20 protein-coding genes and 1 riboswitch are annotated in these 19,710 nt (G+C 73.8%); of the genes, 10 read left to right on the top strand and 10 right to left on the bottom strand.

All coding sequences use genetic code 11. The features are described from left to right. The first annotated feature begins 6 nt into the window (after nt 1–6). Nucleotides 7–231 carry a bacterioferritin-associated ferredoxin gene (locus ACFYWQ_RS00870; RefSeq protein ID WP_389511610.1) on the top strand — a complete coding sequence of 75 codons (225 nt, stop codon included), beginning with the start codon at nt 7–9 and terminating at the stop codon, nt 229–231. 1 nt (nt 232) lies between these two features. Here ACFYWQ_RS00870 and bfr read toward each other — a convergent pair whose 3' ends face one another. Then, nucleotides 233–712, bottom strand: a complete 480-nt coding sequence (bfr, locus tag ACFYWQ_RS00865; RefSeq protein WP_389511609.1) for a bacterioferritin — start codon at nt 710–712, stop codon at nt 233–235. A 175-nt stretch (nt 713–887) separates the two neighbouring features. Between bfr and ACFYWQ_RS00860 the strand changes: the two genes are divergently transcribed. Continuing rightward, entirely contained in the window at nt 888–1,520 is a 633-nt protein-coding gene (locus tag ACFYWQ_RS00860) for a sulfite oxidase-like oxidoreductase (RefSeq protein ID WP_389511608.1), read from the top strand. A 34-nt stretch (nt 1,521–1,554) separates the two neighbouring features. Here ACFYWQ_RS00860 and ACFYWQ_RS00855 read toward each other — a convergent pair whose 3' ends face one another. The 5 genes from ACFYWQ_RS00855 to thiO all read right to left on the bottom strand — a co-directional run bounded on the left by ACFYWQ_RS00855 (nt 1,555) and on the right by thiO (nt 6,713). Beyond that, entirely contained in the window at nt 1,555–2,466 is a 912-nt protein-coding gene (locus tag ACFYWQ_RS00855; RefSeq protein ID WP_389511607.1) for a deoxyribonuclease IV, read from the bottom strand. Nucleotides 2,467–2,500: 34 nt separating this feature from the next. Next, entirely contained in the window at nt 2,501–4,435 is a 1,935-nt protein-coding gene (pknB, locus tag ACFYWQ_RS00850; protein WP_389511606.1) for a Stk1 family PASTA domain-containing Ser/Thr kinase, read from the bottom strand. A 119-nt stretch (nt 4,436–4,554) separates the two neighbouring features. Further along, nucleotides 4,555–5,349, bottom strand: coding sequence for a thiazole synthase (locus ACFYWQ_RS00845; RefSeq protein ID WP_389511605.1), 795 nt, complete (start codon nt 5,347–5,349; stop codon nt 4,555–4,557). Nucleotides 5,350–5,352: 3 nt separating this feature from the next. Then, complete coding sequence (gene thiS / locus ACFYWQ_RS00840; RefSeq protein ID WP_360349212.1) at nt 5,353–5,553, bottom strand: sulfur carrier protein ThiS; 201 nt, start codon at nt 5,551–5,553, stop codon at nt 5,353–5,355. Continuing rightward, complete coding sequence (gene thiO / locus ACFYWQ_RS00835; RefSeq protein WP_389511604.1) at nt 5,550–6,713, bottom strand: glycine oxidase ThiO; 1,164 nt, start codon at nt 6,711–6,713, stop codon at nt 5,550–5,552. The genes thiS and thiO overlap by 4 nt, the downstream gene beginning before the upstream one ends. Beyond that, a riboswitch (TPP riboswitch) is annotated at nt 6,711–6,822 on the bottom strand. Its footprint overlaps the gene before it by 3 nt. 52 nt (nt 6,823–6,874) lie before the next feature. Here thiO and ACFYWQ_RS00830 point away from each other — a divergent pair. The 6 genes from ACFYWQ_RS00830 to ACFYWQ_RS00805 all read left to right on the top strand — a co-directional run bounded on the left by ACFYWQ_RS00830 (nt 6,875) and on the right by ACFYWQ_RS00805 (nt 11,988). Then, nucleotides 6,875–7,279, top strand: a complete 405-nt coding sequence (locus ACFYWQ_RS00830) for a hypothetical protein (RefSeq protein WP_389511603.1) — start codon at nt 6,875–6,877, stop codon at nt 7,277–7,279. 98 nt (nt 7,280–7,377) lie between these two features. After that, nucleotides 7,378–8,553 (top strand): NAD(P)/FAD-dependent oxidoreductase, encoded by a 1,176-nt coding sequence (locus ACFYWQ_RS00825; protein WP_389512840.1) that lies wholly within the window; start codon nt 7,378–7,380, stop codon nt 8,551–8,553. A 203-nt stretch (nt 8,554–8,756) separates the two neighbouring features. After that, nucleotides 8,757–9,122, top strand: a complete 366-nt coding sequence (locus tag ACFYWQ_RS00820) for an Rv2175c family DNA-binding protein (protein ID WP_389511602.1) — start codon at nt 8,757–8,759, stop codon at nt 9,120–9,122. Nucleotides 9,123–9,212: 90 nt separating this feature from the next. Next, nucleotides 9,213–9,860 carry a thiamine phosphate synthase gene (gene thiE, locus ACFYWQ_RS00815; protein WP_389511601.1) on the top strand — a complete coding sequence of 216 codons (648 nt, stop codon included), beginning with the start codon at nt 9,213–9,215 and terminating at the stop codon, nt 9,858–9,860. Nucleotides 9,861–10,024: 164 nt separating this feature from the next. Continuing rightward, nucleotides 10,025–10,948, top strand: coding sequence for a methylenetetrahydrofolate reductase [NAD(P)H] (metF, locus tag ACFYWQ_RS00810; RefSeq protein WP_389511600.1), 924 nt, complete (start codon nt 10,025–10,027; stop codon nt 10,946–10,948). Nucleotides 10,949–11,004: 56 nt separating this feature from the next. Next, nucleotides 11,005–11,988, top strand: coding sequence for a hypothetical protein (locus ACFYWQ_RS00805; protein ID WP_389511599.1), 984 nt, complete (start codon nt 11,005–11,007; stop codon nt 11,986–11,988). Between the two features lie 181 nt (nt 11,989–12,169). On the opposite strand, the gene ACFYWQ_RS00800 is transcribed toward ACFYWQ_RS00805, so the two are convergent. The 4 genes from ACFYWQ_RS00800 to ACFYWQ_RS00785 all read right to left on the bottom strand — a co-directional run bounded on the left by ACFYWQ_RS00800 (nt 12,170) and on the right by ACFYWQ_RS00785 (nt 17,858). Then, nucleotides 12,170–13,654, bottom strand: coding sequence for a phytoene desaturase family protein (locus tag ACFYWQ_RS00800; protein WP_389511598.1), 1,485 nt, complete (start codon nt 13,652–13,654; stop codon nt 12,170–12,172). Nucleotides 13,655–14,261: 607 nt separating this feature from the next. Next, the gene (locus tag ACFYWQ_RS00795) at nt 14,262–14,888 is read right to left on the bottom strand and encodes a TetR/AcrR family transcriptional regulator (RefSeq protein WP_385076155.1); all 627 of its coding nucleotides are present in this window, start codon (nt 14,886–14,888) and stop codon (nt 14,262–14,264) included. Between the two features lie 50 nt (nt 14,889–14,938). Next, complete coding sequence (locus tag ACFYWQ_RS00790; protein ID WP_389511597.1) at nt 14,939–17,023, bottom strand: YhgE/Pip family protein; 2,085 nt, start codon at nt 17,021–17,023, stop codon at nt 14,939–14,941. Beyond that, the gene (locus tag ACFYWQ_RS00785) at nt 16,995–17,858 is read right to left on the bottom strand and encodes an ATP-binding cassette domain-containing protein (protein ID WP_389511596.1); all 864 of its coding nucleotides are present in this window, start codon (nt 17,856–17,858) and stop codon (nt 16,995–16,997) included. The genes ACFYWQ_RS00790 and ACFYWQ_RS00785 overlap by 29 nt, the downstream gene beginning before the upstream one ends. A 171-nt stretch (nt 17,859–18,029) precedes the next feature. Here ACFYWQ_RS00785 and ACFYWQ_RS00780 point away from each other — a divergent pair, with 171 nt between their 5' ends. Both ACFYWQ_RS00780 and ACFYWQ_RS00775 read left to right on the top strand, forming a co-directional pair. Continuing rightward, complete coding sequence (locus tag ACFYWQ_RS00780; RefSeq protein WP_389511595.1) at nt 18,030–18,620, top strand: SAV_6107 family HEPN domain-containing protein; 591 nt, start codon at nt 18,030–18,032, stop codon at nt 18,618–18,620. A 248-nt stretch (nt 18,621–18,868) separates the two neighbouring features. Beyond that, the gene (locus ACFYWQ_RS00775) at nt 18,869–19,639 is read left to right on the top strand and encodes a methyltransferase (RefSeq protein WP_389511594.1); all 771 of its coding nucleotides are present in this window, start codon (nt 18,869–18,871) and stop codon (nt 19,637–19,639) included. Nucleotides 19,640–19,710 lie beyond the last annotated feature (71 nt).

Raw genomic sequence — 19,710 nt, 5'->3', positions numbered from 1 at the left:
GACCGCGTGTACGTCTGCAGCTGCTTCGGTGTGACCGAAGCGCAGGTCAAGCAGCACGCGGAGAGGGGTGCCTGTACACCCCGGCAGATCGCCTCCGCCTGTAAGGCCGGCACGGACTGCGGGTCCTGTGTACGTCGGATTCAGGCCATACTCGGCCGCGGCGCATGCCCGCGCCGTGAGCTCGCGGACCAGGGCAAGCCGGTCCTCTCCGAGCTCGACGAAGCGGCCTGACTCAGCTCTCCGGCTGCTCGATGAGCTGCGCGATGTACAGCGCCTCGCCGAGCTTCTCCAGCAGGTCCAGCTGGGTGTCGAGGTAGTCGATGTGGTGCTCCTCGTCCGCGAGGATCGACTCGAAGATGTTGGCGGACGTGATGTCGCCCTTCTCGCGCATCACCTTGATCCCGCGCCGGAGGCGGTCGATGGCCTCGACCTCGACCTGCCGGTCGGCCTCGAACATCTCCCTGACGGTCTGGCCCACGCGGACGTGGAACAGCCGCTGGTAGTTCGGCAGGCCCTCCAGGAAGAGGATCCGGTCGGTGAGCACCTCGGCGTGCTTCATCTCGTCGAACGACTCGTGCCGCGTGTACTTCGCGAGCTTCGTCCAGCCGAAGTTCTCCTGCATCTTGGCGTGGAGGAAGTACTGGTTGATCGCGGTGAGCTCGCCGGTGAGCTGCTCGTTGAGGAACTCGATGACCTCGGGGTCGCCCTGCATCGCAGAGGCTCCTTCCACGTCGGGATTTCGGGAGGTTGCCGCCGCATGATTTCACCGGTGCGCAAGATCGTCCAGTAAGTGCGTACTTAGTAAGTAAGTGCATGCTTAGTATGAGTTGCCCGTTTTCGGGAAGGGTCGGTCCTCCCCATCGTTCCCGGTCTGTCAGGATGGAGTCATGGGTCATCCGGTGGAGCGAGAACCAGGAGAAGCAGCAGCGTCCGAGCTTCCGCCGGGACAGCGACTGCAGCGGGGCTGGCCCGTCACGCACTATGGCCCCGTCCCCAAATTCCGGGCCGAACGCTGGGAGTTCCGGGTCTTCGGTGTCACCGCCGACGGCGACAAGCACTGCTGGACCCACGAGGAGTTCACGGCCCTGCCGCACACCACGGTCGTGGCCGATCTGCACTGCGTGACGAAGTTCAGCATGCTCGGCGCCGAGTGGGGCGGGATCCCCGCCCGGACGATCCTGGACATCGCGCCCCCCGCGGACGACGTCACCCATGTGATGGTGTGGGCGGAGTACGGGTTCAGCTCCAACCTGCGCCTGTCGGACTTCGCCTCCGACCGCACCCTCTTCGCCACCCACAAGGACGGCGAACTGCTCACCGCCGAGCACGGCTTCCCGCTCCGCCTGATCGTCCCCCACCTGTACGCCTGGAAGGGCCCGAAATGGGTCCGCGGTGTCGAGTACATGACGGCCGACCGCCGGGGCTTCTGGGAGGAGCGCGGCTACCACAACATCGGCGACCCCTGGCGGGAACAGCGCTACTCGTACCAGGAGGGGCCGGGAGACGGTCCGGAGCTCTGACCTGCGGGGTTCCGCACGCAGGCCACCCGCCGCCTCAGCCGTCCCGCAGCTTCTTCAGCCGTTCCACGTCCGCCGCGTGCCCCTCCTGCCCGCCCGGGGTCTCGATGACCAGCGGGACCCCCGCGGTCGCCGGGTGGGTCATCAGGGCGCGGAACGGGTCCTCGCCGATGTGTCCGGCGCCGATGTTCGCGTGCCGGTCCTTGTGGGCCCCGACGACGTCCTTGGAGTCGTTGGCGTGGATCAGCTTCAGCCGGCCCTCGCCCACCGTGTCCACCAGCAGATCGAGGGTCCGGTGCATCCCGGACGGCCCGGTCAGGTCGTGGCCGGCCGCGAAGACGTGGCAGGTGTCCAGGCACACGCCCAGCTTCGGATGGGCGTCCAGCGCCTCGAAGTACGGCCCGAAGTCCCAGGTCCGCGAGCAGAGCGAGGAGCCCTGGCCGGCGGTCGACTCCAGCAGCAGGAAGGGGTCGTCGTCGTGGGTCAGCTCGTCCAGCAGCGGCAGCAGGCGCTCACGGACCTGCCGCAGCGCCACCGACCGCTCCCGCCCGCCCGTCGCGCTCCCGGTGTGCAGGACCACGCCCAGCGCGCCGATCTCCCGGCCCCGGCGCAGCGAGTGCCGCAGCGACTCCACCGACTTCTCGACCGTGGCCTCGGTGTGCGAACCGAAGTTGATCAGATACGGCGCGTGCACGTACGCCGGGATCGAGTCCGCCGCGCACGCCTCCCGGAACGCCTCGTCCTGCCGGGGGTTGCCGGCCGGGGTGGCCCAGCCGCGCGGGTTCGCCACGAAGACCTGGACCGTCTCCGCCTTGAGCTCACGGGCGTACGACAGCCCCACGGAGTGCAGTCCGCCGGCCACCGGGACATGGCCCCCGACGGGGTTGCGGGACGGGAAGGGGAAGGCGGGGGATGCGGGGGCGGCGGCGCGGGACTGCTGACGTGTCACCCGTTCAGGGTGCCATGCCCCGGGGACCGCCCGGTCACCGGATGGTGATCGTGACCGTCGACCCCTTGGGCGCCATCTCGCCGGCCTCCACCGACTGGCTCTTCACGGTGTCGCCGAACAGCCCGAGCAGCCCGCGGTCCTCCTCGACCTCGAAGCCGGACTCCTCCAGCAGCTTCGTCGCGTCGTCGACGCTCGCGCCCACCACGTCCGGCACCTCGACCATCTCCGGGCCCTTGGACAGGGTCAGCGTCACGGTGTCGCCCTCGGCGAGCTGCCGGTCCGCACCCGGCGACTGGGCGGCGACCGAGCCCTTGTCGTACTCGGAGTTGATCCTCTCGGTGGCGACCTTCACCTTCAGTCCGGCCTCCTCCAGCTCGGCCCTGGCGTCGGCCAGGTCGTCACCGGTGACGTCCGGGACGTCGACCGGGCTGCCCTTGCTGACGACGAGGGAGACCGCCGTGCCCGCCCGCCGCTCCGTGCCCGCCTCGGGGTCGCTGCTGATCACGGCCCCCTTGGCGACGTCCTCGCTGAACGCCTGCGTGACCAGGCCCGGCTCCAGGCCGTCCTCCTTCAGCTGCGCCTTGGCCTGGGCCAGCCGGGTGCCCTTCAGATAGGGCACCTTCACGGTCTCGGGGCCGTCGGAGACGACGAGGGAGACGGCGTCGTTCTTGCGGATGCGGGAGCCCGGCTCCGGGTCGGTGCTGATGACCGTGCCCCGCTCGACCGTGTCGCTGTACTCGTGCTCGATGCCGCCGACCTCCAGCCCGGCCGCCTCCAGCCGCTCCTCGGCCCGCGCCTGCGTCTGCGTGAGCACCGCCGGGACCTTGGTGAACTGCCCCGAGTTGATGTACCAGACGCCCGCGCCGACGCCGAGCACCAGCAGGACGGCCGTGAGGAGCGCGACCAGTCCGCGCCGGGGCGGTCCGGAGCGGCGACGCGGCGGCGGGGGAGGCTCCGCCGCGAACCGGGAGGTCCGGTGGACGCCGTCCCCGGGGGCCTGCGCGTCCTCGTCGACCGGCAGCGGCCGGGGCACGGTCAGCGAGCGCGGGATCACGCTCGTGCGGTCCTCGGCGTTGTCGTGCTCCGTGAAGCGGGCCTGCGGCGGCAGCGCGTCCAGCTGCTCCTCGCCGAGCGCGCCGCGCGCCCGGCGCACCCGCGCGAGCAGCTCCACGGCGTCGTGCGGCCGGACGGCCGGGGTGCGGGCGGTGGCCGAGGCGACGAGTTCGTCCAGCTCGTACGGCAGACCGGGGACGGCGGTCGAGGGCGGGGGCACGTCCTCGTGGAGGTGCTTGTAGAGGATGATCGCGGGGGAGTCCCCCTCGTGCGGCTTGCCGCCGGTGAGCATCTCGTGGAGCACGACCCCGCACGCGTACACGTCCGCGCGCGCGTCGGTGGTGCCCTGCTCGATCTGCTCGGGCGCGAGGTAGGAGACGGTGCCGAGGACGGCGCCGGTGGTGCTGGTCACGGAGTCCACGGACCGCACGAGCCCGAAGTCGGCGACCTTGACCCGTCCGTCGTCCCCGATCAGCACGTTCTCGGGCTTCATGTCCCGGTGCACGAAGCCGGCCCGGTGCGCGGCGCCGAGCGCGGCGAGCACCGGCTCCAGGATGTCCAGCGCGGCCCGCGGCTGGAGTGCCCCGCGTTCCCGCAGCACGTCCCGCAGGGTGCAGCCGGCGACGTACTCCATGGCGAGGTAGACGTACGACCCGTCGGTCCCCTGGTCGAACACCTGAACGACGTTCGGGTGGGCCAGCCGGGCGACGGACTTCGCCTCCCGGATGAAGCGCTCGACGAAGGAGGCGTCGGCGGCGAGCGACGGATGCATCACCTTGAGCGCGAGAACGCGGTCCAGGCGGGTGTCCACGGCCCGGTAGACCGTGGCCATCCCGCCGACCGCGATCCGCGCGTCCACGCGATAACGCCCGTCGAGCAGCTGCCCGACGAGAGGGTCCTGAAGGGTCGTGTCCACGGACGCGAGTGTACGAGCCTCCACGGACACTTCCCCCTTTCCGTCCGCCGTCGGAGCACGACTGGAGCGGAGCTGTGACGCACCCCACCGCGTGGGGGAGACCGTGGCCGTGGCCGTGGTCAGAACGCGGGACGCTCGGGATCCAGCACGGCCAGGCCCTCCGCCGGGGACGACGCCTCGGCGAAGTGGCGCCGGGGGATCCGGCCCGCCAGCCGGGCCAGCCGCCCCGCCTCGACCCCGGCCCGCATCGCGTGCGCCATCCGCTCGGGGTCCTGTGCCCGCGTCACCGCCGACGCCAGCATCACCCCCGCGCACCCCAGCTCCATCGCCAGCGCGGCGTCCGAGGCCGTGCCGGCCCCCGCGTCCAGGATCACCGGCACGCGCGCGTGCTCGACGATCAGCTGGAAGTTGTGCGGGTTGCGGATGCCCAGCCCGGACCCGATCGGCGAGCCGAGCGGCATGACCGCCGCACAGCCCACGTCCTCCAGCTTCCGCGCCAGCACCGGGTCGTCGTTGGTGTACGGCAGCACCGTGAACCCGTCGTCGACCAGCGTCTCCGCCGCGTCGAGCAGCTCGACCGGGTCCGGCAGCAGCGTCCGCTCGTCGGCGATGACCTCCAGCTTGACCAGGTCGGTGCCGAGCGCCTCGCGCGCGAGGCGGGCCGTCAGGACGGCCTCTCCGGCAGTGAAGCAGCCCGCGGTGTTGGGCAGCACCTGGATGCCGAGTTCCTGGAGGACGGACAGCACCGAGCCGTGCACCGAGGGGTCCACCCGGCGCATCGCGACGGTCGTCAGCTCGGTCCCGGAGGCGATCAGCGCGCGCTCCAGCACCTCCAGGCTGGGTGCCCCGCCCGTGCCCATGATCAGACGGGACGAGAAGGCCCTCCCGCCGAGGACGAAGGGATCGTCGGCCATGGTTCAGCCTCCCTGGACGGCCGTGAGGACTTCCACGCGGTCTCCCTCGGAGAGGGCGGTGGCGGACCACCGCGCGCGCGGGACGACGGTCTCGTTGAGCGCGGCGGCCACCCCGGAGGGCGCCGCCGTCAGGGACCGTACGACGGCGTCGAGGGCGGTGCCGGCCGCCACCTCACGCCGCTCACCGTTGACGGAGATGTTCATGCGGGCTGCTCCGAGAGTGCGGCGGCGCCGAAGCGCCGGGGGGTGAAGGGACGGGCCTCGTCGGGAAGTTCAGCGGTGGCCAGGACGTGCGCCATCACGTCGCCGGTCACCGGCGTCAGCAGCACACCGTTGCGGTAGTGCCCGGTGGCCAGCAGCAGGCCGTCCAGTCCGGTCGGCCCGAGCAGCGGCGCGTTGTCCGGCGACCCGGGGCGCAGTCCCGCGCGCGTCTCCGTCAGCGGCAGCTCGGTGATCCCGGGGACCAGCTCGTGCGCGTCCCGCAGCAGCTGGTACACGCCCCCGGCCGTCACCGTCGTGTCCCAGCCCAGTTCCTCACTGGTCGCGCCGACGACGAGCTCGCCGTTCTCCCGCGGCACCAGGTACACCTGGCTGCCGCGCACCACGGCCCGCACCGTGCGGCTCAGGAACGGCGCGTACGCCCGCGGCACGGTCAGCCGCAGCACCTCCCCCTTCACGGGCCGCACCGGCGGCAGCACCTCGTCCGGCACCCCCGCGAGCCGTCCGCTCAGGCTGCCGGCCGCGAGCACCACCTGTCCCGCGCCCAGCGCGTCTCCCGCGCGCGTGAGGACGCCGGCGGCCCGGCCGGCCACCACCGACAGCCGCTCCGCCCACGTCCGGTGGAAGACCACCTCGGCCCGCTCGCACGCGGCCACCAGCGCTCCCGCCAGCCGCCGCGGATCGATCTGGTGGTCGCCGTCCACCCGCAGCCCGCCGCGCACCCCCGGCGCGAGCATCGGCTCCAGCCGCCGGCACTCCCGCCCGGTGAGCCACTCCGACTCCAGCCCCGTCCGCCGTTGCAGGGCGTGCAGGTCCCGCAGGTGGGCGCGGTCGTCGGCGTCGAGGGCGACCGCGAGCGTGCCGCAGCGGCGGTAGCCGAGGTCGTGACCGGTGAGGTCGCTCAGCTCGGCCGCGAAGTCGGGGTAGCGGCGGGCCGAGGCGAGGTTGAGGCCGAGCAGCGTCTGCTCGCCGTAGTGCAGCTCCGTGACGGCGGCCAGCATCCCGGCCGCCACCTGCGCGGCCCCACCGCCCGGTTCCGGGTCGACCACCGCCGTGGCGAACCCGCGCTGCGCGGCCCGCCACGCCGTGACCAGCCCGATGATGCCGCCCCCGACGACGAGGACGTCTGACGTACGTGAGGACATGGGCGTCCAGCCCCTCCCTTCGCCGGCATGACCCGGATCAGGTTCGTACGGTCGGAGGCCGCCAGCCTCCCTCTCAGCCCGGTGCGTCCGGGCTCCCGCGAGTGCTCTACGGTGGCCACCCTAGCCCGACGCCGGACGACTCAGTAAGGGAGCCTCCGCCCGTGACCCGCCCGCCCGCCTCCCCCCACCCCTCCGCGGCGGACGGCCCCGCCCCGCGTCACCGGTCCCTCGACGGTCTCGTGCTCGCCCCCGTCGCCGACCAGGCCCCCGGGCAGGTGGGCACCCGCACCCGGTTCACGTACCACGAGAAGGACGGCGAGATCTGGGCCGAGTACGCGGGGGGCGACGTCGTACGCGGGCATCTGGTGGGTACCCGGCAGGGGGACCGGCTCGACTTCCGCTACGTCCAGCTCAAGCGGGACGGCGCGACCTCGTCGGGGCACTGCGTGGCGACGGTCGTGGAGCTGCCCGACGGCAGGGTCCGGCTCGAGGAGACGTGGGAGTGGGAGTCCGGGCCGGGCAGCGGCACGAGCGTTGTGGAGCAGGTCACGGAGCACGGCCACTGACTGACGGGTCGTCAGGTGTCTATGGTGATCAGGTGAGCGAGCGGACGCAGGACGAAGACAGGTCACCGGCGCGGCGCGTGGTCGTCGTCGGCGCGGGCATGGCCGGGGTGCAGACCGCGGTCGCACTGCGCGAACAGGGCTTCACCGGCACGGTGAGCCTGATCGGCGCGGAGCCCCACCAGCCCTACGACCGGCCACCGCTGTCCAAGGCCGTCCTGCTCGGCAAGGCGGAGGGCTCCGCGCTCGACGTCGACTTCGAGGGCCTCGGCATCGGCCTGCGGCTGGGCAGCGAGGCCCTCGGCGTGCGCGTCGCCGACCGTGAACTGGACACCGAGGCCGGGCCCGTCCCGTACGACGTCCTGGTCCTCGCCACCGGCGCGGAACCGATCCGGCTGCCCGGCGCCGAGGGCGTGCCCGGCGTCCACCTGCTGCGCACCCTGGACGACGCCGAACGCCTGCGGCCCGTGCTCGCCCGGCAGCACGACGTCGTGGTCGTCGGCGCCGGCTGGATCGGCGCGGAGTTCGCCACGGCGGCCCGGGAGGCCGGCTGCGCCGTCACCGTCGTCGAGGCCGCCGAGCGTCCGCTGGCCGGCGCCCTGCCCGCCGAGGTCGCCGCCCCGATGACCGCCTGGTACGCCGACAGCGGCACCGTGCTGCGCACCCACGCGCGCGTGGAGCGCGTCGAGCCCGGTGCCGTCGTCCTCGACGACGGGTCGCGGCTGCCCGCCGGTGCCGTCGTGGTCGGCATCGGCGCCCGGCCCGCCACGGCCTGGCTGGCCGGCTCCGGCATCGCCCTCGGCGCCGACGGCGAGGTCGTGGCCGACGCCCATCTGCGCACCTCCGCGCCGGACGTGTACGCGGTCGGCGACTGCGCCTCCTTCCCGTCGGCCCGGTACGGCGAGCGGCTCCTCGTCCACCACTGGGACAACGCCCTCCAGGGCCCGCGCACGGTGGCGGCGAACATCCTCGGCGAGGCCACCGGCGAACCCCTGGCGGTCTACGACCCGGTCCCGTACTTCTGGTCCGAGCAGTTCGGCCGTTTCGTCCAGTACGCCGGCCACCACACCGGCGCCGACACCACCCTGTGGCGCGGCGACCCGTCCGGACCGGCCTGGACGGTCTGCTGGCTGCGCGATGACCGCCTGGTCGCCCTCCTGGCGGTGGGCCGGCCCCGCGACCTCGCCCAGGGACGCCGGCTGATCGAGGCGGGCACGCCGATGGACCCACGGCTGCTCCAGGACCCGGCGCGCCCGCTGAAGGCGGCCACCGCCTGACCCGTCCGGGCGTGCCGCACACGGCGGACGTGCGGCGGAGATACGGCGGCTTCGGGGCGAGGGCGGTGACGGGTGGGAGGCCGGCGGGGCGGCGGTCCGACCGCGGGTGCGGCGGGCGGTTCCGATACGAACGGCTCGCCGACCGGCCGTGCCGGGGCGGACCCGGCTTCCGACTGTCAGTCGCAGATGGCAGGCTTGTTCCCGTGACCGAGATTGACGCAAAGATCGATGCTCTCGTCCCCGCCTGGCTCACTCTGCCCGACATCGCCGAACAGCTCGGCGTCGAGGTGACGCGTGTCCGGCAGCTGGTCAAGGAGGGCCAGCTGATCGCCGTGCGCCGTGGTGAGAACCGCGCGCTGCACGTGCCCGCCGCCTTCATCGACGGGGACAAGGTGGTCAAGGGCCTGTCCGGGACCCTGACGCTGCTGCGGGACGACGGCTTCACGGACGAAGAGATGATCGAGTGGCTCTTCACCCCCGACGCCAGCCTGCCCGGCACCCCGGCCCAGGCCCTGAGCGAGAATCGCGGCACGGAGGTGAAGCGCCGCGCCCAGGCGCTCGCCGTCTGACCCACAGATCCGACAACCGCCCGGTGTACGACGGCGGCCGTGACCGACGCCGCCGCGGTCGTACACCACCGCCCCCGGGGGGACCCACGCATGCCCGACACCGCCCGCGCCGGCCTCGCCGACGCCCGCCTCTACCTCTGCACGGACGCCCGTAGGCGCCAGGGCGACCTCCCGGAGTTCCTGGACGCCGTCCTCGCGGGCGGCGTCGACATCGTGCAGCTGCGCGACAAGGGCATGGAGGCGGCCGAGGAGCTGGAGCACCTGGCGGTGTTCGCCGACGCCTGCGCCCGGCACGGCAAGCTGCTGGCGGTCAACGACCGCGCGGACGTCGCCCATGCCGCCGGCTCCGACGTCCTCCACCTCGGCCAGGGAGACCTGCCGGTCCCCGCGGCCCGCGCCCTCCTCGGCGACGACGTCCTCATAGGCCGCTCCACGCACACGGAGGCGGAAGCCGCCGCCGCGGCCGTCCAGGAGGGCGTGGACTACTTCTGCACCGGCCCCTGCTGGCCCACGCCCACCAAGCCCGGCCGCCCCGCCCCGGGCCTCGGCCTGGTCCGGTACACGGCGTCCCTCGGCACCGACCGCCCGTGGTTCGCCATCGGCGGCATCGACCTCACCACCCTCGACGAGGTGCTGGAGGCGGGCGCCCGCCGGGTCGTCGTCGTCCGGGCGATCACGGAGGCGGACGATCCCGGGGCCGCGGCGACGGAGTTCGCCAAGCGGCTGGCCCAGGTCTGAGCCGCCTCCGGCGCGGTCCGGCGTGCAGCGATAGCGCGGTCCGGCGTGCGCCGATGCCCGTCGGTGCCGTCGGTCCGTCCCAAGGGATGGACAACATAGCGACAATTCGGGCAAATGACCGAGATCCGGTTGGGTGACCGCCGCCCCCTGGCTAACCTGCGGGTATGGCCCTCGGAACCGCATCCACCAGGACTGATCGCGCGCGCACTGTGCGTGACATCCTGGCCAACGGCAAGACGACGTACTCGTTCGAGTTCTACGCGCCGAAGACCCCGCAGGGTGAGCGAAGCCTGTGGAACGCCCTCCGCAGGGTCGAGGCGGTGGCCCCGGACTTCGTCTCCGTGACCTACGGTGCCGGCGGTTCCACCCGGGCCACCACGGTCAAGGAGACGCAGCAGATCGTCGCCGACACCACCCTCACCCCGGTCGCCCACCTCACGGCTGTCGACCACTCCATCGCCGAACTGCGCAACATCATCGGCCAGTACGCCGACGCCGGGATCCGCAACATGCTCGCGGTCCGCGGCGACCCGCCCGGCGACCCCATGGGCGCGTGGGTGCCGCACCCCCAGGGCCTCACCTACGCCGCCGAGCTCGTCCGGCTCATCAAGGAGGCGGGCGACTTCTGCGTCGGCGTCGCCGCCTTCCCCGAGATGCACCCGCGCTCCGAGGACTGGGACACGGACGTCCGGCACTTCGTCGACAAGTGCCGGGCCGGCGCCGACTACGCCATCACACAGATGTTCTTCCAGCCCGAGTCGTACCTGCGGCTGCGCGACCGGGTGGCGGCGGCCGGCTGCGAGACCCCGGTCATCCCCGAGATCCTGCCGGTGACGAGCCTGCGGATGCTGGAGCGGCTGCCCAAGCTCAGCAACGCCCACTTCCCGGCGGCCCTCAAAGAGCGGATCCTCACAGCGAAAGACGATCCGGCCGCTGTACGCTCCATTGGCATCGACTTCGCCACGGAGTTCTGCGCTCGGCTGCTCGCCGAGGGGGTGCCCGGACTGCACTTCATCACGCTCAACAACTCCACGGCGACGCTGGAAATCTACGAGAACCTGGGTCTGCACCACCCGCCGCGGGCCTAGACCGGTCGCACCGGTGTACGACACACTGCGTAGCGGTCACTGGGAGAGGGGCGTACATGGGCTGGACGGTCCTCTACATCGCGTTCGGCGTCGTCGCGCTGTGGCTGCTCGGCGAGGTGCTGCTGCAGTACAAGGCGCGACTGCGCTGGCGGCTGCTGGCGTTCGGCGGCTTCGTCGGCGTCGTGCTGGGAGTGCTGATCCCGTCCGTCGTCGTCATCGCCCTGGGCGCGGTCGCCTTCGCGATCGGCCAGACCTACGTCACCCTGTCGTTCCGCCGCGGCTTCGCGGCGGGCTGGGCCGTCAACCGGCCCGGCACCGACGGCACCAAGCGCCGCCGCGGCAAGGCCGAGCGCCAGGACCCCACGCTGGAGGTCTCCGGCCTGGAGACGGGCGACGGCGACCCCGCGGCCGGCTCCGACGCCTTCGGCCCGGACGGCGCCGCGCCGTTCGGCGCCGACGACCTGTCGTACGGCCCGGACGGAACCGCCTACGACGACGACCGCGACGACGTCTTCACGCCCGCGGCGCGCACCGCCGACCTCTCGGCCGCTGAGACCACCGCCGTCTACGAGCCGCAGCCCCTGCCCGACGACACCGGCTCCTACGGCATATACGGCGACACCGCCTACGCGGCCGCCGACCAGCCCCAGGACCAGTACGCGGCGACCGCCCAGAGCACCGACCAGGGCTACGGCTACGACGGTTACTCCTCCTACGGCCAGCAGCAGTACGGCTACGACACCCCCGGCGAGCAGCAGTACGCCGCCTACTCCGACCCGTACATCGGCACCCAGACCTACGGCGGGGGCTCGTTCGACGCCGGCTACGGCCAGCAGCAGTACGGGCAACAGGGCTACGGGCAGGACCAGTACGGCACCGGCGGCTACGGCGAGACCCCGGCCGGCGGCGTCTGGGTCCCGCAGCAGCGCAGCACCGACGACCCCCTCGGCGGCGAACTCCCGCCCGAGCAGCCGTACCCCTACCAGGGCGACGGGCACCAGGGGCAGGGGACCGGACTCGACGAGCAGTACCGGTACTGACGAGCGTCGCCGGTACTGACGATCGCCGTCGGTACCGACGGGCGTCGTCGGTACCGACGGGCGTCGCCGGTACCGACGGGCGTCGCCGGTACCGACGAGCGTCAGCACGCACGACGGTCGGCGCCGGTTCCGGCGTCGCGGCGGCGGAGGGGCGGCCGTGCTCAGGGGCGGCGCCGTGAGCTCACTGCGAGCCCCGGAACTCCGGTCCCTCCACGATCAGTCCGGACACCAGCGCGCCCGACATGCCCGCGTGCGGCAGACCGCCGCCCGGATGCGCCCAGCCGCCCACGGTGAACAGTCCCGTGAGGCCGGTGGGGTTCCCCGGGTGCAGCAGCCGGCCCCCGGCCGCGGCCAGCGCGGGCGCCGGGACGCCCCCGCCCTCCGCGCCCGTCTCCTCCGCGACGTCGGCGGGCGTGCGCACCTCGGACCACAGCAGACGGTCCCGCAGGCCCGGCACCGCCCGCTCGGCCACGGCGACCACCCTCTCCGCGTGCCCGGCGGACACCTCCGCCCCGGCGGGGACCACGCACCGCAGCACGACCGCCTCATGGCCGGCGTCCGGCACCAGCGCCGGGTCGTCGGGCCGCAGGACGGTGACGGTCGGGCGGGACGGCACGCCCGGTGCCGCGCCGAAGAGGCTCTCCAGCTCCCCGTCACGGTCGTCCGTGTGCACCACCGTCCGGTGCGCGGCCCCGGCCGGGCGCCCGCCGCGCAGCGCGAGCAGCACGGTCAGCCGGCCGGGCCGTCCCCGCTGCGGCGCCGGCTCGCCGTCGCCGCGCGGCGGAACGCCCGTCCCGGCGCCGCGCAGGGTGCCGGGCGCGACCACGAAGTCCGCCTCCACGACCGTGCCCCCGGCCAGCTCCACGCCCGCCGCCCGGCCGTCCTTCTCCAGGACCCGGACGACCTCGGCGCCGAAACGGAACACGACCCGGCGGGCCAGGCACCGCTCGTACACCGCGCGGGCCAGCTCCCGCATCCCCCCGCGCACGTACCACAGGCCGAAGGCGTGCTCCATGTACGGCAGCACGGCCGCACTCGCCGGGGCGGTCCGGGGATCGAGGCCGTACGCGAGCGCGTGGCTCTCCAGCAGCGCGGCGAGCCGGGTGTCGCGCAGCTCCCAGGCGCCGACCTCGGCGAGCGTGCCCGCCCGGCGGGTGCGCAGCAGGCGCTTGTGCGGGACCGACGGATAGGGCTCACGCCCGGCCAGCACGGGCCAGTTCGGCCACAGCGGCTCCTCCAGGAGCGGGCGGCGGGTGCGGTCCCAGGCCTCGCGGGCCCGGACCAGGAAATCGCCCCAGCGCTGCCCGGCGCCCGCCCCCAGCGCCTCCTCCAGGGCGGCGACGACGCCCGCGCGTGAGGCGTTCGGCAGGGACACGGCACTGCCGTCGGCGAACACGTGCCGTGCGCTCGGGTCGACCTGGAGCAGCTCGACGCACTCCTCCAGCGGCTCCTTGCCGGTCTTGACGAACAGATCGCGCCAGACCGCGGGCAGGGGGAGCAGGCCGGGCCCGGTGTCGAAGGAGAAGCCGTCCCGCTCGAAGCGGCGCACCGCACCGCCGTACGTCTCCGTCCGCTCGTACACCGTCACCCGGTGGCCCGCGACGGCCAGCCGGGCGGCGGCCGCGAGGGCGCCCATCCCGGCGCCGATCACCGCAATCCGTGCCATGCCCGCGACTTTATCGGCCACCACCGGCCGTGACGCCGTCGGCCCGGTGCGCACCGGACCGACGGCGTGGGTACCGGCACGGGCGCTCCCGTCCCCAGCCGGCCGCGCCCCGCCGTGGGGGTGAGGACCCAGGTCTGAGTACGGCTACTCAGGCGCGGAGATGAGTACGGCGGCGGATGGGGCGCCACCTGCGCGGACGGGAGAGTGGAGGCACGGGAAGGGGCCCGGCTCCGGCACCGCCGGCACGGGGCGGCGGAACGGCGCCGGCCCTCGACCCCTCCTTCCGCCGGCCCCGTCGGCGGAAGCGAGGCACGGGGGAGCGAGGCACGGGGGAGCTGGGGAGCGGGGAACGGGGGAGCGGGGGAGCGGGGAACGACCGGACGGGGGAGGAACCGGGGGAAACCCCGGGAACCGGCGAACCGGGGGTACGGGGGGAACGGGGTACGGGGGAGCACGGGGGGCGCCGGTGCGTGGTGGCCCGCGGGGGACGCGGCCACGGCGCACCGGCGCTTTCGTCCCGCCGGAGCCCGGAGCCCGGAGCCCGGAGCCCGGAGCCCGGAGCCCGGAGCCCGGAGCCCGGAGCCCGGAGCCCGGAGTCCCCGCGTCTTCAGCGGTGGCCGCTCACGCGCCCCTGCAACAGCCGCGACAGCGCCGCGTGGACGTCGTCCAGGGAGCGCTCCGGCTGGAAGGCCTGCCAGTCCAGGGCGGCCACCAGCACCATGCCGACCAGCGCGGCCGCCGTCAGCGGCACGTCGATCTCGTCGCTGAACTCGCCCTGCTCGATGCCCTCGCGCAGGACCCCCTCCACGACGGCGACCGCCTCCTGCCGCACCACCAGCAGGGTGGACTGCCAGGCCCGGTTGGTGCGCCACAGCTCGGCCACGTACAGCTGGGTGAACGCCGGATACCGGTCGATGAAGACGAGGCCCGCGCGGATCATCGCGTCCAGGGCGTCGACCCGGCTGCCGCCCTCGCGCGCCGTGCGCTCGGCCGCCTCCCTCAGGGAGGCGGTGAGGAGGCCCACGCCGTGGCGCAGCAGTTCCTCGAAGAGGACCGACTTGCTCGCGAAGTTGTAGTAGACCGTGCCCTTCGCGACGCCGGCCCGCTCGGCGATCTCGTCCACCGTGGTGGCGGAGAAGCCCTGCTCGGCGATGAGGGTGACGGCCGCCTCGTAGAGCTTCTGCCGGGTGGCCTCGCGGCGGGTGCGGCCGCCCGGCGTGGTGGTGCTGTCCATGCCCCCGATTCTCACAGGTGCCCGGCCGCCCGGGAGCCCCGACCGCGTGGTCACAGCGTGAGTTCCGGGTGCAGCCGGTCCAGTGTCCACACCTGGCGGCGGCGCGCGGACAGGGCGGTCAGCGCGAGGGCGCCCGCGGTGAAGGCGGCCAGCACCACGCACGCGTGCCACACCGGTTGCAGACCACCGCCCGTGATGAGCCGGCGCAGCGCCTCGACGACGTAGCTCATCGGCAGGAAGGGGTGGAGCGCGTTGAAGAAGCCGGGGCTCGTCTGCACCGGGTAGGTGCCGCCCGCCGAGGTCAGCTGGAGCATCAGCAGGGCGAGGACGAGGATGCGGCCCGCCGCGCCGAAGCGGGCGTTGAGCCACTGCACCAGGGCCGCGAAGCAGGCCGTCACCAGGAACAGGAAGCCCACCGTGCCGGCCGCCCGTGCCATGTCCAGGCCGATCGCCCAGTGCAGCACCGCCATCAGCGCCGCCGTCTGAAGTACTCCGATCGCCACCACCGGCAGCCAGCCGGCCAGCGCGATCCGCCAGGCCGAGGCGCCCGCCGCGAGCGCGCGCCGGTTCAACGGCGGGATCAGCATGTACGCCACCATCGCGCCCACCCACAGCGACAGCGGGATGAAGTACGGGGCGAATCCGGTGCCGTAGTTGGGCGCCTTGTGCAGGTCCTGCGTCGCGAGCCGCACGGGGTCCGCCATGACGGCCGTGCGCGCGTCGCGGTCCCGCTCGTCGTAGTCGGGGATCTGCGCGGCGCCGTCGCGCAGCCCGCCGGCGAGCTTCACGGAGCCGTCGACCAGCTTGTACATGCCGTCGTTGAGGTCCTCGGCGCCGGTCTTGAGCGTGCCGACGCCCTCGTCGAGGTCCGCGGCCCCGGTGTCGGCGGTGCCGAGGCCGGTGTGCAGCTTCTCGGCGCCCGCGGCGACCTCGGCGGCCCCCTTGTCGAGCGCGTTGATCCGGGACACGGCGTCGGCGATGTCCTCCGAGAGGTGCGGGGCGCGGTCGGCGAGCGCCTGGGCCTGCTCCTGGAGCGTGCCGAGGTCGGTGCGGAGCGCCTCCAGATCGCCGTCCTGGTCGGTGACGAGCGTGTCGACGTCGTCGGCGACCAGCGCGACGTCGGCGGCCGCGTCCCTCGCCTTCTCCAGGTCGGCGCAGGCGGCGTCGGGCAGCACCGGGGTCTCGCACCGCGTGCGGTACACACCGGCCAGGGTGTCGGAGGCGGTGTGGGCGCTCTCGGCGGCGGCGGGGGCCGTCTTGACCAGGGTGGCGAGGTGACCGCGGATCACCTGGGCGGAGTCGGCGACCAGTTGGGCGGTGTCCCCGATGGTCTTCTCGTTGTCCTCGAGGAACGGCCCGGCCTTGGCGTAGGCCGTGTTGACCTTGTCGGCGAGGGCCTTGGTGCCGTCCGCGACCTTCTGCGCGCCGTCCTCCAGGTCGCCGGCGCCCTTGTCGAGCTTCTTCAGGCCCTTGGACAGCTTGCCGCTGCCGGTCTTGGCGTCCTTCAGCCCGTCGGCGAGGTCCTGGGAGCCCTGTTCCGCCTTGCCGAGGCCTCCTTCGAGCTGGTCGGCGCCGTCGGCCGCCTCCACCGTCCGGCCGTGGATGTCGGAGAACGAGATGAAGATCCGGTCCAGGAAGGAGCGCGACGCCTTCGTCGACGCGGCCGAGCGCACCTCGCTGAAGACCGTCCGCGAGATCTGCCCGACGATGTAGTTGTTCGCGTCGTTGGTGCGCACCCGCAGGGCGCCGGTCTCGGGGGAGTCGCCCGCGCTGGAGGCGATCCGCCGGCTGAAGTCGGTGGGCATGGTCAGCGACAGGTAGTACGTCCCGTCCTCCACACCCGCGCGTGCCTGCGCCGCGCTCACCTCGTGCCACTCGAAGACCTCGCTGTCGCGCAGCTCTTCGGTGATGTCGTCCCCGGCGGTGATCCTGCGGCCGTCGGCGGTCGCGCCCTCGTCGTCGTTCACCAGGGCAACGGGGATGCGGTCGAGGCGGCCGTAGGGGTCCCAGAAGGACCACAGGTACAGCGCGCCGTAGAGCAGGGGCAGCAGCAGGAGCGCGACCAGCGCGGCCCGGGGGAGCTTCCCCCGGCCGAAGCGGCGCAGCTCAAGCGCGGCCAGTTTCGGCGAGCGCATCCGCCGGGTCCTCCTTGTCGTCCGTGCCGTCCGTGCCGTCCGTGTCGTCCGTGTCGTTCGTTTCGGCCGTGCCCCCTGCGTGGGCTGTGCCGGGGGGCGCGTCCCGGTCGGCGTGGTCGTCCGCCGGTTCGTCGCGGGAGCCGCGGGTGGCGACCGTGACGGCTCCCTCGGGAGCCTCACCGCAGACCGCGACCACCGTCGTGCCGGCCTCGGTGAGGGACGCGAACAGCGCGTGGACGTCGGCCCGTTCGGCCTCGGACAGCTTCAGGTCGGCGTCGTCGACACCGAGCAGCCGCGGCCGGCCGACGAGCGCCAGCGCCACGGAGAGCCGCAGGGCCTCCAGCCGCTCCAGATCGCGTACGGCGGTCCGGGAACCCTTGGGCAGCGCCTCCGGGTCGAGCCCGGCCGCGGCCAGCGCGGCGTCCACGCACCGCCTCGTCCCGGCCGCCTTCTCCGCGCGCGGCCGCAACAGCTCCCGTACGGACCCGGCGAACCGCCGTTCCAGCAGCGCCCGTTCGCGCAGGTGCTCGCCGACGGTCAGGGCCGGGTCGAGGTCGGTGACTCCGGCGACGTGGGCCAGGGCGCTGATCCGGCGCACCGCCGCCAGGTTCTTCGGCAGCCGTGCCGTGCCCACGGTCGCGGTGCCGTCCGTCGCCCTCATCCGGCCGGTGAGCGCCAGCAGCAGGCTGGTCCGGCCGGAGCCGGACGCGCCCTCGATCACGATCAGCGAGCCGGGCGCCGCGTCGAGACCGACGTCCCGGAACGCCCACCCGCGCGGGCCGCGCAGTCCGAAGCCCTCGGCCGTGACACCGACCCCGTCTCCGTCCCCGGTCACGCTTCCCCCTGCCCGACTCTTTTGAACTGACTGGTCAGTGCAAAAACTAGCCCGAACCTTCGGGTGAAGCAAAAGCCCAGGTCAGAACGGATTGTCAGTGGCATACCGCACGATGGGCACATACGGCACCCGTAGTAGGTGTGCCGTCACCCAGACGACAGGAGGTTCGTCATGGCCAGCCACCACGCAGCAGCCGCCCGTCGGCACCGCGGTACCGGCCCTGCCCCCTCACTGACCGGCCCGGCGAGCGATGTGCACCCCGTGCTGCGCCGGACCACGGCCCCGCCCGCCGCCCTCGACCTGCTCGCCCAGGCCCGCGCCGGACTGGACGAGGCGACCGTCCTCGAGACTCCCAACGAGCGGTACGCCACGGCCCACCTCGCGGCCCTGCGCACCGCCGCCGCCGTGCTCGCCGCGCGCGGACGGCCCGAGACCACACCCAAGCGCCGCGCCCGCATCCGGAGCGCCTGGGAAGTGCTCCCCGAGATCGCGCCCGAACTCACCGAGTGGAGCGCCCTGTTCGCCTCCGGCGCCGGGCGCCGCGCCCGGGCCGAGGCCGGCATCCGCGGCGCGGCCAGCCGCCGCGACGCCGACGACCTGATACGCGACGTGGCGATGTTCGTCCGCCTGGTGGAGCGCCTGCTGGTCCTCCAGCCGGTCCTGCCCCCGCCCCGCCAGGAGGGCGGGGAACCGGACACGCCGGGCGCCGGGGGCGGGCCGGGCGGACCGGAGCCGGGCCGGGGCATGCCGGACGCGGGGTGAGGAGGTCGTCACCAGTGCCGTGCGTACGGCCCGCTCCCCGCGCCGGTGAACCGGGCGCCGGACCACCGCCCGCCGGGGGCGCGCCCGCTCCCCGCGACCCGTGCGCACCGCAGTGACCAGGCGCGGTACGGAAGGCAATAGGGTGGAAGACGCCTGAGACCTTCCCTCCTCCCGCAGCCCGGGGCCGGGGAGGTACCCCGTTCGCTCCGCCGCGCAAGAGGCGGTGCCGCGCCGAGGAGTCAACTGCCGTGCCGGACCCGATGCGCCCCCGCGCCTCTCTCCGTACCGCCGTGGTCTGGGAGGTCCTCCGCGACGCCCTCGACCGCCGGGTCAAGGCCACGGGGCGTGAGTCGCTGGACGTCCTCGACACGGGAGGCGGCAGCGGCAACTTCGCCGTGCCCGCCGCCCGCCTCGGGCACCGGGTCACCGTCGTCGACCCCAGCCCCAACGCGCTGTTCGCCCTGGAGCGCCGCGCCGCCGAGGCCGGCGTCGCCGACCGGGTGCGCGGTGTGCAGGGCGACGCCCACGGCCTCTTCGACGTCGCCGAGCGCGGCGGCTACGACGCCGTCCTGTGCCACGGCGTCCTGGAGTACGTCGACGACCCGGCCGAGGGCGTCCGCAACGCGGTGGCCGCGCTGCGCTCCGAGGGCGTCCTCAGCCTGCTCGCCGCCGGCCTCGGCGGAGCCGTCCTCGCCCGGGCCCTCGCCGGCCACTTCAAGGAGGCCCGCCAGGCCCTCGCCGACCCGGACGGCCGCTGGGGCGAGGGCGACCCCGTGCCCCACCGCTTCACCGCCGAGCAGCTCACCGGACTGGTCGAGGGCGCCGGACTCAGGGTCGCCGCCGTGCACGGCGTGCGCGTCTTCGCCGACCTCGTCCCCGGCGTCCTCGTGGACACCGAGCCCGGCGCCCTGGAAGCCCTGCTGAAGCTGGAGGAGGCGGCGGCCGAGCTGCCCGCCTTCCACTCCGTGGCCACGCAGCTCCATGTGCTCGGTGAGACGCGGGCGGCGGACGGTACCTGAGCGCACTCCCGGGACGCGCCGCTGATCAGCGGCGCGGCCGCACATGGAGTACGCCACAGGCCCCCCGTTCG

This window comes from Streptomyces sp. NPDC003247, assembly GCF_042888135.1.
GTDB lineage: Bacteria > Actinomycetota > Actinomycetes > Streptomycetales > Streptomycetaceae > Streptomyces.
This window is presented reverse-complemented; position numbering and strand designations above follow the sequence as displayed.

Bases quoted from the DNA above. Each gene is read 5' to 3' on its own strand.
- bfr (WP_389511609.1), bottom strand. From the start codon at position 712: ATGCAGGGCGACCCCGAGGTCATCGAGTTCCTCAACGAGCAGCTCACC.
- ACFYWQ_RS00860 (WP_389511608.1), top strand. From the start codon at position 888: ATGGGTCATCCGGTGGAGCGAGAACCAGGAGAAGCAGCAGCGTCCGAG.
- ACFYWQ_RS00845 (WP_389511605.1), bottom strand. From the start codon at position 5,349: ATGGCCGACGATCCCTTCGTCCTCGGCGGGAGGGCCTTCTCGTCCCGT.
- thiS (WP_360349212.1), bottom strand. From the start codon at position 5,553: ATGAACATCTCCGTCAACGGTGAGCGGCGTGAGGTGGCGGCCGGCACC.
- thiO (WP_389511604.1), bottom strand. From the start codon at position 6,713: ATGTCCTCACGTACGTCAGACGTCCTCGTCGTCGGGGGCGGCATCATC.
- ACFYWQ_RS00825 (WP_389512840.1), top strand. From the start codon at position 7,378: ATGGCCGGGGTGCAGACCGCGGTCGCACTGCGCGAACAGGGCTTCACC.
- thiE (WP_389511601.1), top strand. From the start codon at position 9,213: ATGCCCGACACCGCCCGCGCCGGCCTCGCCGACGCCCGCCTCTACCTC.
- metF (WP_389511600.1), top strand. From the start codon at position 10,025: ATGGCCCTCGGAACCGCATCCACCAGGACTGATCGCGCGCGCACTGTG.
- ACFYWQ_RS00805 (WP_389511599.1), top strand. From the start codon at position 11,005: ATGGGCTGGACGGTCCTCTACATCGCGTTCGGCGTCGTCGCGCTGTGG.
- ACFYWQ_RS00800 (WP_389511598.1), bottom strand. From the start codon at position 13,654: ATGGCACGGATTGCGGTGATCGGCGCCGGGATGGGCGCCCTCGCGGCC.
- ACFYWQ_RS00795 (WP_385076155.1), bottom strand. From the start codon at position 14,888: ATGGACAGCACCACCACGCCGGGCGGCCGCACCCGCCGCGAGGCCACC.
- ACFYWQ_RS00790 (WP_389511597.1), bottom strand. From the start codon at position 17,023: ATGCGCTCGCCGAAACTGGCCGCGCTTGAGCTGCGCCGCTTCGGCCGG.
- ACFYWQ_RS00780 (WP_389511595.1), top strand. From the start codon at position 18,030: ATGGCCAGCCACCACGCAGCAGCCGCCCGTCGGCACCGCGGTACCGGC.